We start from the raw sequence: 15,588 nt of genomic DNA on the forward strand, positions 1-15,588 counted from the left end.
ATTATAATGAGGGTAGTAAAAACGGAAATAGAGGGGGCGGTTATTATTGAACCGCAAGTGTTTGGAGATGAACGCGGGTATTTTTTCGAGAGTTATTCCGCAAAATGGTTTGACGAGAACGTGAGTGAAGTTCATTTCGTGCAGGATAATGAATCGAAATCCAAATACGGGGTATTGAGAGGATTGCATTATCAATTGCCTCCTTACACGCAGGCAAAGTTGGTAAGGGTCGTGAAAGGTAAAGTCTTGGATGTGGCTGTGGATATGCGAAAAGATTCTCCCACCCTTGGAAAACACGTGGCAGTGGAATTGAGCGAAGAGAACAAGCGGATGTATTTCATTCCGAAAGGATTTGCACACGGTTTCGTGGTGCTGAGTGATGAAGTGATATTTCAATATAAATGTGACGAGTTTTACGCCCCTGGGCATGAAGCGGCTGTACGCTATGATGATCCGGTATTAGGTATTGATTGGAAAATTCCAACAGAGGATATTATTTTATCCGAAAAGGATAAGAAGCATCCGGGATTTAAGGATGCAGTATTGTTGTAAAAGAGGATAGAATGAAGAATTTTTTATTTGGACCGAAGGGATTAGCGACAAAGATCGTTCATATGCGTTATCTTAGTCGTTGGATTGTCATGGGAGGCGATGTCATGTTGTCAACTGGAGTGACGGTTTTTGCCTATTGGTTCGTACGTTTCGTGAGAGAAGAACCTATAATCTGGTCTGTTGTTGGCTGGCTGGCTGTTTTTTCTGCAATAATCAGTGCATTGTCGTTTGCCGTATTGCATTCGCACCGTATGGTAATGCGTTTTACGACCTTGCGGGAGACGTGGCGTCTGGGAGTAGCCATGTTGTTGAAGGTTATTGTATTGTATCCTTTGGTACATGAGATATACCCTGAGATTTCCGGTTGGCGTTTGATTTTTGGTGGAATACTGGATATGATGACCACAACAGTGGCATTAGTTTCTGTCCGCGTGTTACTGGTAACCGTGTACGATTATTTGAAAGTACGAGTAAACGGGGGACAAAAGAGGGTGTTGATTTATGGAATGGATGATTGTAGTGCCTCTTTGAGTAATGCCGTATCCAATAGTTTTTTGCCTTCTTATAAGGTAACCGGGTATCTGACTATTGGGAAACGATACAAGCATTACCGGTTGTCGGGAGAATACGTTTATTTCGTGATGGGAGAGGATTCTTTTACTCGTTTGGTGAAGCGTTTGAGAATAGATGGGATTGTGTTTCCTAATTATCAAAAAGCGCAGGAAGAACAAAAACGATTAGTTAGTTATTGCCAAAAGTTGGGGTTGGAAATGTTGGTTTTGCCGTCAGTGGAAGAAGTAAATGACGGTCAATTACCTCGTCCTCAAATGAAAGAGATTCGTTTGGAGGAATTATTGGGTCGTGACGAGATTAAAATCAGCATGAAGGAGATCGGTGAAGGATTAGACGGTAAGGTTGTGATGGTAACAGGTGCTGCCGGGTCAATCGGAAGTGAGTTATGTCGTCAATTGACACGTTTCAATATAAAGCAGTTGGTCTTTTTTGATTCGGCAGAAACACCGATGCATAATATCCAATTGGAATTCACGGATAAATTTCCTAAGGTGCATTTTGTGCCTGTGATCGGTGACGTGAGGTCACGGGAGCGGGTGGATTTCGTGTTCCGGAATTATCATCCTCAGGTTGTATTTCATGCGGCGGCATATAAACACGTGCCTTTGATGGAATTGAATCCTTGTGAGGCGGTGCGGGTCAACGTGTACGGAACGATGAACGTGGCAGACCATGCCGTTCGTTATGGTGTGGAGCAGTTTGTTATGGTTTCAACGGACAAAGCCGTGAATCCCACGAACGTGATGGGGGCTTCCAAGCGTTTGGCTGAGATTTACGTGCAAAGCCTGAGCGTCGCTATTCGTGATGGAGTGCACGAAGGGGTTACTCGTTTTATCACGACAAGATTTGGCAATGTGTTGGGGTCTAACGGATCGGTTATCCCGAGATTTCGTGAGCAGATTCGTAACGGGGGACCTGTAACCGTGACTCATCCGGATATTATTCGTTATTTCATGACAATTCCCGAGGCTTGCCGATTGGTGATGGAAGCGGGAATCATGGGGAAAGGTGGAGAAATATATATATTCGAGATGGGGCGTCCAGTCAAGATTGCCGATATGGCGAGAAAAATGATTGAGTTGTCAGGCTTTGATCCGGATAAGGATATTTCTATTATCTACACGGGGTTAAGACCGGGGGAGAAATTGTACGAGGAATTACTAAGTAACAAGGAAAATACTTTACCAACAGCACATAACAAAATTCGAGTAGCTAAAGTACGGGAGTATAATTATTCGGAAGTTGTCAAGGAACTTAATAAACTGAATGAATTGGCTGCTTTGGTGAATATTCCGGAAATGGTGAAGATGATGAAGAATATTGTACCGGAGTTCATTAGTAAAAATTCGGAATTCGAGATGTTTGATAAAAAATAAAATCTAAAATAGGAAGGGGTATGGCTAATATATTAGTAACAGGAGCGAACGGGCAACTGGGAACTGAATTAAGGAATAGAAGTTTTTCGTTGTTGGATGACGTGTTTTACACGGACGTGGAGGAGTTGGATATCACGAGTGAGAAAGCGGTGTCCTCATTTATTGAAACACATGAAATAGACACGATCATTAACTGTGCGGCATATACTGCGGTAGATCAGGCTGAAGAAGATGAAGCACGTGCTGCCAAAGTGAACCGGGATGCCGTGGCTAATTTGGCAAATGCCGCGATGAAGTATGATTGCTTGTTTCTGCATATTTCAACAGATTACGTGTTTGACGGGACGGCAGAACAACCCTATATAGAGAAGAGTGCAACTAATCCGCAAACTGTGTACGGGCGGACGAAATTGGAGGGAGAAGAGGCGATAAAAAAATCGGGATGTATGTATATTATTATTCGTACGGCATGGTTATATTCCGCTTATGGTCACAATTTCGTGAAAACAATAGCCCGTTTGGCAAATGAACGGGATGAGATAAACGTGGTGAATGACCAGTGGGGTACACCGACATATGCAGGTGATCTGGCGGAGGCGATTATCAAGATTATGGAGAATGAAGACTTGCCCGAATGGGAAGGAATCTACCATTTCACGAATGAAGGGGTATGTACTTGGTATGATTTTGCAAAAGAGATTGTTGCTATTACCGGGGCAGATTGTAAAGTAAATCCGGTAACTACTGATGAATATCCGGTTAAAGCAAAACGACCTGCGTACTCTGTTCTTGATAAAACAAAGATTAAAAATACTTTTGAATTGGAAATCCGGGATTGGAGAGATGCATTAAAAAGTTGCATGGCAACTTTTTAACGCGTACCTTTGCGGGCGTTTTTAGAAAAAGATAAATAATGATTACAGTTTCGGATTTAGAGATTCAATTTGGGAAAAGGACATTGTTCCGGGATGTGAATTTGAAGTTTACTCCAGGGAATTGTTATGGGGTGATAGGTGCTAACGGTGCCGGGAAATCTACTTTTTTGAGGATTTTAAGCGGGGATTTAGACCCGACTCGGGGTTCCGTGATGTTCGGACCCGGAGAACGATTGTCTGTGTTGAAACAAGATCACTTCGCTTATGACGAGAGTACGGTATTGGATACCGTGTTGCAAGGGCATTCCGCCTTGTGGAAAGTGATGCAAGAGAAGAATGCTATTTACATGAAAGAAGATTTCTCCGATGCGGATGGCATTCGGGCGGCAGAGTTGGAAGAACAATTTGCGGCGATGGATGGTTGGAATGCGGAGAGCGATGCTGCCAATTTGTTGAGTGGGTTGGGGATCAAAGAGAATTTGCATTATTCGTTAATGAAAGATATAAGCGGTAAGCAAAAAGTGCGGGTGTTGTTGGCACAAGCATTGTTTGGTAAGCCGGATAATTTGTTATTAGACGAGCCCACGAACGACTTGGACTTGGAGACGGTGATGTGGTTGGAGAATTATTTGGCAAATTACGAGAATACCGTGTTGGTCGTATCGCATGACCGCCACTTCCTGGATGCTGTTTGTACTCATTCCGTGGATATCGATTTTGGTAAAATTCAGATGTTTGCGGGAAACTATAGTTTCTGGTATGAGTCGAGTCAGTTAGCATTGCGTCAGGCTCAGGCTAAGAACAAGAAAGCTGAAGAGAAAAGGAAAGAGTTGCAGGAATTTATATCCCGTTTCAGTGCTAATGTGGCTAAATCAAAGCAGACAACTAGCCGTAAGAAAATGTTGGAGAAACTGAATGTAGAGGAAATATTACCTTCAACACGTAAATACCCGGGAATTATTTTTACCCCGGAACGGGAAGTGGGTGACCGAATTTTGGATGTGCGGAATTTAAGTAAGACCGTGGAGGGACAGGTTTTGTTCAAGGATGTCGAATTTACCGTGGAGAAGGGAGATAAGATTGCCTTCTTGTCTAGAGATCCTAGAGCTATGACCGCCTTGCTAGAGATCATAACAGGTAATGATAAGCCGGATTCGGGCAGTTTCACGTGGGGAGTGACAATCACGAATGCTTATTTACCATTGGATAATTCCGCATATTTCCAGACGGATATGACACTAGTGGAATGGCTGGGACAATATTCCGCGGACACGAGCGAAACTTTCTTGAGAGGTTTTCTCGGGAAGATGCTTTTCTCGGGTGAAGATATATACAAAAGAGTCAAGGTTTTATCCGGAGGAGAGAAAATGCGTTGTATGATAGCTAAAATGATGTTGACAAACGCTAATGTTCTAGTTCTGGACTCTCCCGCGAATCATTTGGATTTGGAATCTATACAGGCATTTAACAATACTTTGGTGGCGTTCAAAGGGGTTGTTTTGATGAACTCTCATGACCACGAGATCATACAAACGGTGTGTAACCGAATCATAGAATTGACACCCACGGGTATGATAGATAAGCGAATGGAGTTTGATGATTATATCACCAACGAAAAGATCAAGGAACAACTGAATCAAATGTATTGATTTTATAAATCAATTTTTTATAAATACCCGAAAGTGATATAGTGTAGTATTGCTTTCGGGTATTTTATTTGCATTTTGTGATATAGCACTTTGTTATTTCAATAGATTCCGTACTCTGGTTTTTAATTCTCGTGGATTAAAAGGCTTTAGTAAAAAGTCAGAAGCTCCAGCTTCCAGTAATTCGATTCGGTTAGTGCTACTCTCCAAACAGGATAGAATAATCACGGGAATAAAGTTGAACCTCGAACTAGCTTTCAGATGTTTCAAAAATGTTTTGCCATCCATTTCCGGCATATTAATATCCGATATAATCAAGTCCGGAACATTCCCGGCATACATCCATGCCAAAGCCTCAATTGGGTTGCCTTCCGAATGTACTTCGTAATCTTTAGATAACTGTATCATGACAACCTTTGTGATCTCGGGTTTATTATCGACAATCAAAATACTTTTATTCATAACGGACGCTCTCCTTCTCTTTATGCTTGCAAATATATAATATTGCTACGATGTAGCGTTTTTTTTTGTGAATTATAGTTTGTACATTTGTAGCTGTAATTACGTGCGTTATTAAATAATACGATGTGTATGAAGATAAATCCAGCTGAATATAAAATACTTGTAGTGGATGATGTTCAGTCAAATGTTTTGTTGTTAAAAGCATTGCTTGGACGTGAGGGGTTTAATATCATTTACGCCATGAATGGGACAGAAGCGTTGGAAAAGGTGAAAGACGAGTCCCCGGATTTGATCCTGTTGGATGTCATGATGCCTGATATGGACGGTTTTGAAGTGGCTGGACGTTTGAAAGTGGAGCCGCCACAAGCGGAGATTCCTATTATATTTTTAACAGCTTTGAATGATTCTGCCAGTGTTGTGAAGGGATTTCAACTCGGGGCGAATGATTTTATTTCTAAACCCTTTCGCCGGGAAGAATTATTGATACGTGTGGAACATCAACTCTCTTTGGTAGATGCTCGTCGTATTATTTTGCGCCAGACGGAAGAACTGCGAAAGACTATTGCCGGGCGGGATAAACTTTATTCGGTTATCGCTCATGATTTGCGTTCGCCTATGGCATCGATCAAGATGTTGTGTAATACTATTATGATGAGCATTGAGCCGGGATCAGTTCCCGCGGATGTTTTTGAGATGTTGGAAATGGCGAATAAGACTTCGGAGGAAGTATTCTCGTTGCTGGATAACCTGTTGAAATGGACCAAGAGCCAGTTGGGCAAATTGTCGAATGTGCCTCAACCGGTGGATCTCGTGGGGCTTGTCGAGGGGGTGATTGAGGTGTTTAATCCAATAGCGGAGAGTAAGTCAATCAATTTGGCATTGGAGCATAGCGTGAATAATGTTGAGGTTGTGGTGGATATAGAGATGATTAAGTCTGTCGTGCGTAATTTGATTTCTAATGCGATAAAATTCAGTAATAAAGATACGATAATCACGACTCATGTTGAGGTCAGGGTAGGGGAGGGCAACGTGGACAAAGAAGTGGTAGTGACAGTTTCCGATAAGGGATGCGGTATAAAAGAGGAGGATCAGCCTAAGTTGTTGAATGAGGCGACTCATTTCACGACTTTCGGAACGAATAGTGAAGAGGGTTCTGGTTTGGGATTACTGTTGTGTAAAGACTTCGTGGGGAAGAATCACGGTCGACTTTGGTTTACTTCCCAGTATGGAGTCGGTTCTAATTTCAGTTTTTCTCTTCCCATAAAGTGATTTTACCATAGGTAAAATCAGTTGCAGGTTGTTGTGTAACGACAAATTGTTTGAATTATACTTTAAAAATAAAACGGGCGATCAATCGATCGCCCGTTTCTATTTTAGTTAAATTCTTTTAGAATCTTCTCTACTTCTCCGGGTGTTACCCGTCCGTATACTTTTTCTCCGATTAGTACAACTGGAGCGAGCCCGCAAGCACCCACGCAACGTAAACTGGTAAGAGAGAATTTCCCGTCAGGGGTAGTTTCTCCAACGTTGATTTTCAAAACTCGTTTGAATTCATCCAGCACTTTCTCTGCGCCGCGTACATAACAAGCGGTACCCATGCACACGGAAATCGGGTGTTCCCCTTTCGGGGTCATGGTGAAGAAAGAATAGAAGGTTACAACCCCGTACACTTTTGAAACGGGTATATTTAGTTGACGAGCAATTACTTCCTGTACTTCTCTCGGAAGGTAGCCAACTAATTCTTGTGCTTTGTGCAGGACGTTGATTAACTCTCCCTCTTGGTTCCCGAACTCTTCACACAGTTTTACCAGCTGGTCAACTTTGCACTTTGCTAATGATATTTGTGTCATAATGATATTCCGAATAATTATTGTTCAATAATCTCTTTTCCTCTGTTGAAATAGCACGTGTGCAATAAATGATGTGCTCTCTCGCTCATGGGTTTACCCAAGAATTCCTCGTACAACGAAACGATGTAAGGATTCTCGTGCGATTTCCTGAAACTTTTCTCCGCGTCTTCCGTGTAAAGAGCTTTCGCGCGGGCTTTTATGCGAGCGGAATCTCCGTGATGGAACGGTTGACCGCCGCCACCGATACATCCGCCGGGACAAGCCATAACCTCGATAGCGTGGTATTTGCAGGTTCCTGCACGAAGTTCATTCATGAGTTTGCGGGCGGTTCCCAAGCTATGGGCAACGGCTACTTTCAACTCGAAACCGTCCACGTCGATAGTCGCTTCTTTCAAATTCTCGATACCTCGAACTCCCTCGAAGTCTACGTTTTCCAGCGTTTTTCCTGTCTGAATCTCGTAAGCGGTACGCAAAGCTGCTTCCATCACACCTCCCGATGCTCCGAAGATTACTGCGGCGCCCGTAGATTCTCCTAATGGTGCGTCGAAGTCCTCATCGGGCAATTGCATGAAGTTGATGTTCGTTTCTTTAATCAAGGCAGCTAATTCGCGGGTGGAAATAGAGTAATTTACATCCGGGTCGCCGTTTGTTTTGAATTCGTCACGTTCGCTTTCAAATTTCTTAGCTAAACAAGGCATCACGGATACCACGATCAAATCTTCACGTTTGATACCCATTTTTTCTGCCCAGTAAGTTTTGGCAATCGCCCCGAACATTTGTTGCGGTGAACGTGCGCTTGACGGTCTGTCCAGTAAATCGGGGAATTGTTTCTCGAAGAAGTTCACCCAACCCGGGCAGCATGACGTGATAATAGGTAATTTCACCTCCTTGTCGCCATTCAGGAATGCATTCAGACGTCCCAGTAATTCGGTACCTTCCTCCATGATGGTTAAGTCGGCAGCGAAATCGGTATCGAATACTTTAGCGAAGCCTAATTGACGTAAAGCGGCAACCATTTTCCCGGTTACAGATGTCCCTGCCGGTAAACCGAACTCTTCGCCTAAAGCGGCACGCACGGCTGGTGCTGTCTGAACGATCACGGTCTTGCTTGGGTTTGCCAAATCGTTAATCAATCGATTCGTGTGTGATAATTCTGTCAATGCGCCCACTGGGCATACGGCAACGCACTGTCCGCAGAATGTACATTCGGAGTCAATCAACGCTTCGTCGAAAGCGGGCATTACTACGGATGAGAATCCGCGATTTACGGCACCCAGTGCACCGACAGTTTGTACGTCGTTACACATCATCTCGCAACGGCGGCAGTAAATACATTTGGAGGCATCCCTGCGGATAGAGGGGGATAAATCTACTTTGAATTCTGATTTCTCTCCGGCGAAAGGAATTTCCCGGATACCTAGTTTGATTGCGGTGTCTTGTAATTCGCAATTTCCGGATTTGGCACATACCAAACAATCTGATGGGTGGTCGGATAACATCAATTCCAACACGACCCGACGTGCGTTCAACACGCGCATAGTATTGGTACGTACCACCATATTATTCTCGCACCGGGTGGCGCAAGAGGGAGCCAGGTTCTTTCTGCCTTCCACCTCAACCACGCAGATACGGCAGGATGCCGGGGCGTTTTTGATGCATAAATCTTTCAGGTTCATGTAGCAAAGGGTGGGTATGTCGATACCCAGTTCCCGGGCTGCTTCAAGAATCGTGGTTCCCTTGGGAACGCTGATTTCTCGGTTATCTATTTTTAGTGTTATATTATTTTCCATCTTTAAAATCTCCTTGGCTTAGCAGGTTGCCTAAGCAATTTTCAATTTTCAATTCTCAATTATCTCGTGCTAACCGCTTTGAACTTACATTTCTCCATACAAGCGCCACACTTGATACATTTTGCGGTATTGATGAAATGTGGTTCTTTTCGTTCTCCCACGATAGCGTCCACCGGACAGTTGCGTGCGCACAAGCCACAGCCGATACACAGTTCCGGATCGATGTGGTACATCAATAATGCCTTACATTTCCCTGCCGGGCATTTTTTGTCCTTAATGTGAGCTAGATATTCGTCATAGAAGTTATCAATAGTCGACAGTACCGGGTTCGGGGAAGTTTGTCCCAATCCGCAAAGCGCTGTATCCTTGATTACGCGGCTGAGGTTTCGCAGCGTGTCGAGGTCTTCCATGGTTCCTTTTCCTTGAGTGATTTTGTCCAGAATCTCGTGCAAGCGTTTGTTTCCAACACGGCAAGGCGTACATTTACCGCAAGATTCTTCCACGGTAAATTCCAGGTAGAATTTAGCCACGGATACCATACAGTCGTCCTCGTCCATAACGATCATACCACCTGATCCCATCATAGAACCGGATGCCAACAAGTTATCGAAGTCGATAGGCACATCGAGGTGTTTCTCTGTCAAGCAACCGCCTGAAGGACCTCCTGTTTGTACTGCTTTGAATTTTTTGTCATTCTTGATACCGCCACCGATCTCGTAAATAACTTCCCGTAAAGTCGTTCCCATGGGTACTTCGATAAGTCCCACGTTGTTGATCTTTCCGGCGAGAGCGAATACTTTTGTTCCCTTGGAGCGTTCCGTTCCGATTTTGTTGAACCAGTTGGCTCCCTTCATGATGATAGCCGGGATATTTGCCAATGTTTCCACGTTGTTCACGTTGGTCGGGCGATTCAGGTAACCTGATTCTGCCGGGAAAGGCGGTTTCATGGTCGGTTCCCCGCGGTGTCCTTCCATGGAATGGATCAATGCGGTTTCCTCTCCACACACGAAAGCTCCCGCCCCGTAGCGTAGTTCGATGTCAAAAGTGAAATCGGTACCGAAAATATTTTGTCCTAACAAGCCATATTCTTTTGCTTGTTGGATCGCGATTTTCAAACGTTGGATAGCAAGCGGGTATTCTGCACGGATATACACCAAACCTTTGGTAGCCCCGATACTGTAACCGCAGATTGCCATTGCTTCTATCACGGAATGAGGGTCACCCTCCATGATAGAACGGTCCATGAATGCCCCTGGGTCGCCCTCGTCGGCATTACAAACCACGTATTTTTGGTCAGCTTGGTATTTGCTGGCAAATTCCCATTTCAATCCGGTAGGGAAACCGCCGCCTCCACGACCGCGTAAACCGGATAATTTGATTTCCTGGATCACCTCTTCCGGTTTCAGTTCGGTGATACATTTTGCCAGGGCGGAATACCCGTCACGAGCGATATATTCCTCGATATTCTCGGGATTGATAAATCCGCAATTGCGTAAGGCGATACGAAGTTGTTTCTTGTAGAATCCCATGTGCTTGGAATCGCTCACGGCTTCTTTTTTCTCCGGGTCTTTGTATAATAATCTCTCTACTTTTCTTCCTTTGATAACGTGTTCATTCACGATCTCTTCGGCATCCTCGGGCTTTACCTGCACGTAGAAGGTGTTGTCTGGCATGATTTTCACGATCGGTCCTTTCTCGCAAAAACCGAAACAACCGGTCGCGATGACTTGAACTTCGTCCTCCAGGTTTTTCTCTCTTAAACTTTCTTCCAGCCGGGTAATGATCTGTTGGCTGGCAGATGCTCTACATCCCGTTCCACCACAAACGAGGACATGCATTTTATAACTCATAGATATTCGGGTTTTGATTAGTTGTTCTATCTGTCTTTGATTGTATCAAAATTTACCGGAATGATGTCAGCCACCAGTTCGTCATTCTTTAAATATTTTTGAATGATTTCTTCCGCTCTTTCGGTGGTAACGTGCCCGAAAACGATGGGGTCTTTTCCCGGTTTGGTAATTTCAACTGTTGGTTCCGCATAGCAATACCCCATACATCCCGTTTGGGTAACGACAGCAACGATACCGTTTTTCTCCAGGTTCTCGATAAAATAATTCATGGTTTCTTTACTTCCCGCGGCGATACCGCAAGTTGCCATGGCTACTTTAATTTGAACCAAGCTCTCCACTTGTTCGCTTTTTTCACGAAGATCGATCTTCGTCTGTACGTTTTCCTTAATGCGTTTAAGGTCTGCAAGTGATTTGATTTTTTCCATTTTAAATGATTAAGGTTATTTTGTCTTATGTTGTTTGTGTTATTTCTTTTATATTTTCCCGTATCATTTGGCGCAATGCCATAACGATTTCGGGATCGTTAACGGGTACTCCCTCCATGATTTCTTTTACTTCTTCCGTGTCAAACGTGTAACATCCTTTCTCCGTGATATGCCGGTAAATAAATTCAATATCGGGGTTTGCCGAAACAAGAATCACGATAGAACCTGCCACGTCGCCCAGTGGCGGACGATCCCAATGTGTGAGGGAAAACTTGGCTTCCAGTGTCGTACCTACTCCTTGCTTTGATTCTATTTGTAATGTTCCTCCCGTTGCTTCAGCATTCTGTTTCAACAGGGGGATTCCGAGTCCCACTTTCCGTACAGTTCTGCTCGTGAAAAACGGGTCGGTTACTTTTGCCAGCGTGGCTTCATCCATCCCGCACCCGTTGTCACGGATGGTGAAGGTGAGGGAATCCGTGCTCGGATCCTCTTGCAAGTCGATTTCAACACGAGAGGCTTTGGCTCGTATAGAGTTTTGGGCTATATCTAAGATATGGTCCGATAACGTTTGCATTCCACGCTTGTTAAGTTTGACTTCGTTTTTTTCTCTTTCATGAGGTATTAAAGAAAAATATCTCGATTCAAATGTAATGAAATTCTTGAAATGAACAAGTGTTTGAGGGGGAAATTGCCTATAATATAGATTGTTTCTAATGAAAGATTTGTTTACCCAATCTTCCGGACCGCTCAACCCTTGAGTTACCGATACTCTACCTCAAGAACCAGCCATGAACCAATCATAAACGAATCATAAACGTAGATTGGCGTCTATGCTACGTTTATGGTTGGTTCATGGTTGGTTTATGTGGTAGCCTAGGGGGCAGGGAGTGGTGGAGCTATGGTTTTTATTTACAAATTTATTCCTCAAATTCTATTTTCCCCGTGAGTGGTGAAAATAGTGGAATTTTAGGTTTGTTTTTTAATAAGTCCTTCACGTCGTCCAACGATAATTTGGGTACAGGTTCCGGTCCGGCAACTCGTCCGATGCGTCCTTGCAGGCAATATTGTTTGTAGGAGTTGGGAAGTTTGTTCAAGAGAAAGTCATCCAGTGTTTTTTGAGTTTCGATACTGGATTGTAAAGACCGTTTTTGTATTCTAAAGAGCATGTCATGCGACACGAACGTGCGGAAGACCGTGAGGGTTTTATCGAAAATTCCGAGAGCGATACCGTCTTTCAGGCAACAGGTAAAGCTATTGTCTTCTTTCTTTTTTTCTGATAGGGAAAAAGATATGTTATCTTTAATGAAGTAATCGATAACATCCATGCCCGGTGTGCATAGATTGTTGGGAATCAAATAGCGGTTGCGGTAGCGGCTGAAAAAATGCCCGGTAAACCGGCTGAAAGCCCATTCTTCGGTATCCAGATCGTAGAAAGGGAAAATGATCCCTGTACCTCTGGATGTCGCATAAGGAGAGTAAAAGTAGGTTTCGGGTGTTTCTCGAGTTTTTTTGCTGTGGCACGTGATCGTGACACGCCATTTGTTGTGTGTGGCAGGCGACCTCCATTCATGTTGGAAGGTCACGGGGTATTTTTTAGCAAAGAGGAAGTCTCGTCGGTGGATTTGGCATATTTTTTCTTTGTAATTTTCAAGAGCTGCCAAGTCCCGCCGAGTTTCTTTGATGATCTCTTCTGCTGTCATGTTTTCGATGAACATAATTTCCGATCTTTAAGGTTTTAAGTTTAAGATGGCATTCCGAATGGAATCAAATGATAAATTGGGTAGTGAAAGTATGGTATATATTTTCCCGATGTCTTCCACGTAATGCGCATCGGAAGAACGAATAAACGGGTTGCCGGACAAATAAGCATTTTGTTGGAGAAATTCTTCCGGTGTGATACGGAAGCTGAGTTCCAGAGCCTCGAATCGCAGATCCTTGGGTACGAATCCCAGTTGGGAGAGGATGCTGAACCTGGATTTGTCTATGTGAGCCGGGATGAAGATGCCTTCCATGGAATGTACTACCCGCTCTATGGTAGTGAGATCGACATCTAAAGCGGAGATCAACAGACGTTCCTCCTCGTAAGTGATTTGTTCCTCGGCATTGACTACTACCTGGTAGCCGAATTTGTCGGGGGTGTTTTTTATATTCGGTAGGTGATGGTCTAAATAAGTTTGAAATTCGGCAAGCCTTTCCAACGTGGGGAAGTAGGCAAGGGCGTGTACTTCTTCGATGGAATTGATTTCCGTACCGCAAAGTACCCGGAGTCCTTGTCGTTCTCCCAGTTCTTGAATGACCGGGGCTTGCCGGGTAGAATTGTGGTCGGATATTCCGATGAGGGAAATGCCTTTCCGTAAAGCCATACCAATGATGTTCGCGGGGCTCATTTCCAGATCCCCGCAAGGCGAGAGTACGGTGTGAATATGCAGATCGGCACGTATTTCCATCCCGGTCGCGATTAGGGGTGTAACAATTTGTAAAGTTGTCCCGTGATCTCAAACGCTTGCAACGGCGTGGAAAGAATCGGGATTTGCTCGTTGTTGCTTTCCTCTAGGGTGTCTTCCTCGGGAAGATGTCCTTTCACGAGGATGATGGCGGCAACCTCTTTCAACGAAGCGATAGCCATTACGTTTTTATGTGTCTGAAGGGTAATCCACACGTCGCCTTCTTGGGCATGTCCCATCACGTCGCTCAATAGGTCGGACGTGTAACCTCCTTTGATTTCTCTTTGCAATCCTTCTTTGCCCGAGCAAACGGTAAGATTTAAGCTTGAAATAATGTCTTGTACTGTCATGGTATTTTGTTTGTTTGGGTTCGTGATTTATTGTTTTTTACTCTTTGAATCGTTTGAGTCCCCACGTCTTTTCCGACAATTCGAGGGATTCGTCGGGTGTCATGAGGTCTTCCCTGCAAAGTATTTTTTGCATAAAGACGCATCGGTTCAGTTTTGCCTTGCCTTGCACGACATCACGGGCAAGGGTATGGCATGAGGGCGCCCCGCAAGCCCCGCAGTCTATTTGTGGAAGTACTCCCATGATGCGGTTTAGTTTTTGCATCTTTTCCATGGCAATGAGCATATTTTCGTCCAGTTGCTCGATGGAACGAGGGGGAATTTCTCCTGTTAGTTGTCCTTCCTTGAAAAGGTAGGATTCGTATTGTTGAATGTCATCCTGAGTGGTACAGTTTATTTTTTCGCTGGTTTCCATGCGTTTGCGCAGGCGTTCGATCGTTAAGAAACGATTGTTGACAGCTAAAGCACCTCCCGCGCAAGAGTGGTCACAGGCACGTAATTCCAGAAAGTCGATGTCCGTTAATTCGTCATTTTCCAATTTTTCCAGGATGTCGATCACGTTGTGGATCTCGTCAATGGCAAGGCAACGCCCTTCAAATTTGGATGCTTCTCCTTCCGTCAGAGCCCAGGCAATGGATTCCGGGGAAAGGTAGGTTTGTTCGGAAACGGGAGTGACGGGTTGATCCCGGTGTTGCGTGAGTCCCATCTGTATCTTGTTGTATATGAAATCGAGGTTGATTACCCCGTCGAGATTGGATTTATCGTCACCCACGGGACTTTTTACGGCGGCAATTTTTGCAGCACATGGGGTCACGTAGAAGATACCTACCTCTTCGGGATCTATGCCTTGGTCAAGGTATTTCCTTCTGGCAAATATGGCAGCCAAATCCATAGCTTGTTTGAGTGGAATAATGTGGTCGATAAGCGACGGGAAACGCACTTGTATCAAGCGTACTACCGCGGGACAGAATGCTGATATAAACGGTCTGTCGTGCGAGTTTTTCTGCATATAATTTCGCATGGCTTTTGTCAGAATGCCTGATGCTTGAGCGACCTCGATAACTTGCGTGAATCCCATCGAGTGAAGTTCCGCGAATATTTGCTGTTCCGTGATCTCTTCGGAAAATTGTCCGAACAACACGGTAGGGAGGAGAATAATCCGATGCTTGAAATTGAATATTTGGTTGAAATCGTCTTGCTCCACGTAAATCGCATGCCTGGGGCAGGACTTGAGGCACATGCCGCAGTCGACACAAGCATTCTTGTTTATTGTCGCCAGGCCGTCTTGAATGCGTATCGCTTGCGTTGGGCACAAGCTCATGCAATGCGTGCATCCAATACAGGCGGTTGGTGCTACTTTTAAGGCGTGGTAAAACGGTTCCATGTATTAATTTTAGA

General features: G+C 44.3%; 15 protein-coding genes. 5 read left to right on the top strand and 10 right to left on the bottom strand.

Translation table 11 applies throughout. The features are described 5' to 3' along the window. Window positions 1-6: 6 nt before the first annotated feature. Genes rfbC through BN8899_RS13590 form a run of 4 tightly spaced genes read left to right on the top strand, consistent with a single transcriptional unit; the run spans window position 7 to window position 5,025 of the window. Complete coding sequence (gene rfbC / locus BN8899_RS13575) at window positions 7-552, top strand: dTDP-4-dehydrorhamnose 3,5-epimerase (protein WP_065219837.1); 546 nt, start codon at window positions 7-9, stop codon at window positions 550-552. A gap of 11 nt (window positions 553-563) precedes the next feature. Continuing rightward, window positions 564-2,501: a polysaccharide biosynthesis protein gene (locus tag BN8899_RS13580; protein ID WP_018337002.1), complete on the top strand. Its 1,938-nt coding sequence runs from the start codon at window positions 564-566 to the stop codon at window positions 2,499-2,501. A gap of 20 nt (window positions 2,502-2,521) precedes the next feature. Continuing rightward, on the top strand, window positions 2,522-3,376 hold the full coding sequence (gene rfbD / locus BN8899_RS13585) for a dTDP-4-dehydrorhamnose reductase (RefSeq protein ID WP_018337001.1): 855 nt from the start codon (window positions 2,522-2,524) through the stop codon (window positions 3,374-3,376). Window positions 3,377-3,414: 38 nt separating this feature from the next. Continuing rightward, window positions 3,415-5,025: an ABC-F family ATP-binding cassette domain-containing protein gene (locus BN8899_RS13590; RefSeq protein WP_018337000.1), complete on the top strand. Its 1,611-nt coding sequence runs from the start codon at window positions 3,415-3,417 to the stop codon at window positions 5,023-5,025. Window positions 5,026-5,118: 93 nt separating this feature from the next. Here the strand turns inward: BN8899_RS13590 and BN8899_RS13595 are convergent, their stop codons facing one another. Beyond that, entirely contained in the window at window positions 5,119-5,484 is a 366-nt protein-coding gene (locus BN8899_RS13595) for a response regulator (RefSeq protein WP_026207362.1), read from the bottom strand. Window positions 5,485-5,607: 123 nt separating this feature from the next. Here BN8899_RS13595 and BN8899_RS13600 point away from each other — a divergent pair, with 123 nt between their 5' ends. Next, window positions 5,608-6,753 (top strand): hybrid sensor histidine kinase/response regulator, encoded by a 1,146-nt coding sequence (locus BN8899_RS13600; protein WP_065219838.1) that lies wholly within the window; start codon window positions 5,608-5,610, stop codon window positions 6,751-6,753. A 104-nt stretch (window positions 6,754-6,857) separates the two neighbouring features. On the opposite strand, the gene nuoE is transcribed toward BN8899_RS13600, so the two are convergent. The 9 genes from nuoE to BN8899_RS13645 form a co-directional block, all read right to left on the bottom strand. Then, window positions 6,858-7,334: an NADH-quinone oxidoreductase subunit NuoE gene (gene nuoE / locus BN8899_RS13605; RefSeq protein WP_018336997.1), complete on the bottom strand. Its 477-nt coding sequence runs from the start codon at window positions 7,332-7,334 to the stop codon at window positions 6,858-6,860. Between the two features lie 17 nt (window positions 7,335-7,351). Beyond that, window positions 7,352-9,124 (bottom strand): NADH-dependent [FeFe] hydrogenase, group A6, encoded by a 1,773-nt coding sequence (locus tag BN8899_RS13610; RefSeq protein ID WP_018336996.1) that lies wholly within the window; start codon window positions 9,122-9,124, stop codon window positions 7,352-7,354. Between the two features lie 59 nt (window positions 9,125-9,183). After that, window positions 9,184-10,974, bottom strand: a complete 1,791-nt coding sequence (locus tag BN8899_RS13615) for an NADH-quinone oxidoreductase subunit NuoF (protein WP_018336995.1) — start codon at window positions 10,972-10,974, stop codon at window positions 9,184-9,186. Between the two features lie 26 nt (window positions 10,975-11,000). Next, window positions 11,001-11,399, bottom strand: coding sequence for a (2Fe-2S) ferredoxin domain-containing protein (locus BN8899_RS13620; protein ID WP_018336994.1), 399 nt, complete (start codon window positions 11,397-11,399; stop codon window positions 11,001-11,003). 25 nt (window positions 11,400-11,424) lie between these two features. Continuing rightward, a complete protein-coding gene (locus tag BN8899_RS13625; protein ID WP_065219839.1) occupies window positions 11,425-11,973 on the bottom strand; it encodes an ATP-binding protein in 549 nt (182 codons plus the stop codon). Window positions 11,974-12,316: 343 nt separating this feature from the next. Then, the gene (locus BN8899_RS13630) at window positions 12,317-13,114 is read right to left on the bottom strand and encodes a hypothetical protein (RefSeq protein ID WP_018336992.1); all 798 of its coding nucleotides are present in this window, start codon (window positions 13,112-13,114) and stop codon (window positions 12,317-12,319) included. A gap of 12 nt (window positions 13,115-13,126) precedes the next feature. Beyond that, window positions 13,127-13,846, bottom strand: coding sequence for a PHP domain-containing protein (locus BN8899_RS13635; RefSeq protein WP_018336991.1), 720 nt, complete (start codon window positions 13,844-13,846; stop codon window positions 13,127-13,129). Between the two features lie 11 nt (window positions 13,847-13,857). Next, window positions 13,858-14,193 carry a DRTGG domain-containing protein gene (locus BN8899_RS13640; protein WP_018336990.1) on the bottom strand — a complete coding sequence of 112 codons (336 nt, stop codon included), beginning with the start codon at window positions 14,191-14,193 and terminating at the stop codon, window positions 13,858-13,860. Between the two features lie 37 nt (window positions 14,194-14,230). Then, a complete protein-coding gene (locus BN8899_RS13645) occupies window positions 14,231-15,574 on the bottom strand; it encodes a [Fe-Fe] hydrogenase large subunit C-terminal domain-containing protein (RefSeq protein WP_040371279.1) in 1,344 nt (447 codons plus the stop codon). Between the last annotated feature and the right edge of the window lie 14 nt (window positions 15,575-15,588).

Origin of the sequence: Butyricimonas sp. Marseille-P2440, assembly GCF_900091675.1 — a bacterium.
Classification (GTDB): Bacteria; Bacteroidota; Bacteroidia; order Bacteroidales; family Marinifilaceae; genus Butyricimonas; species Butyricimonas synergistica.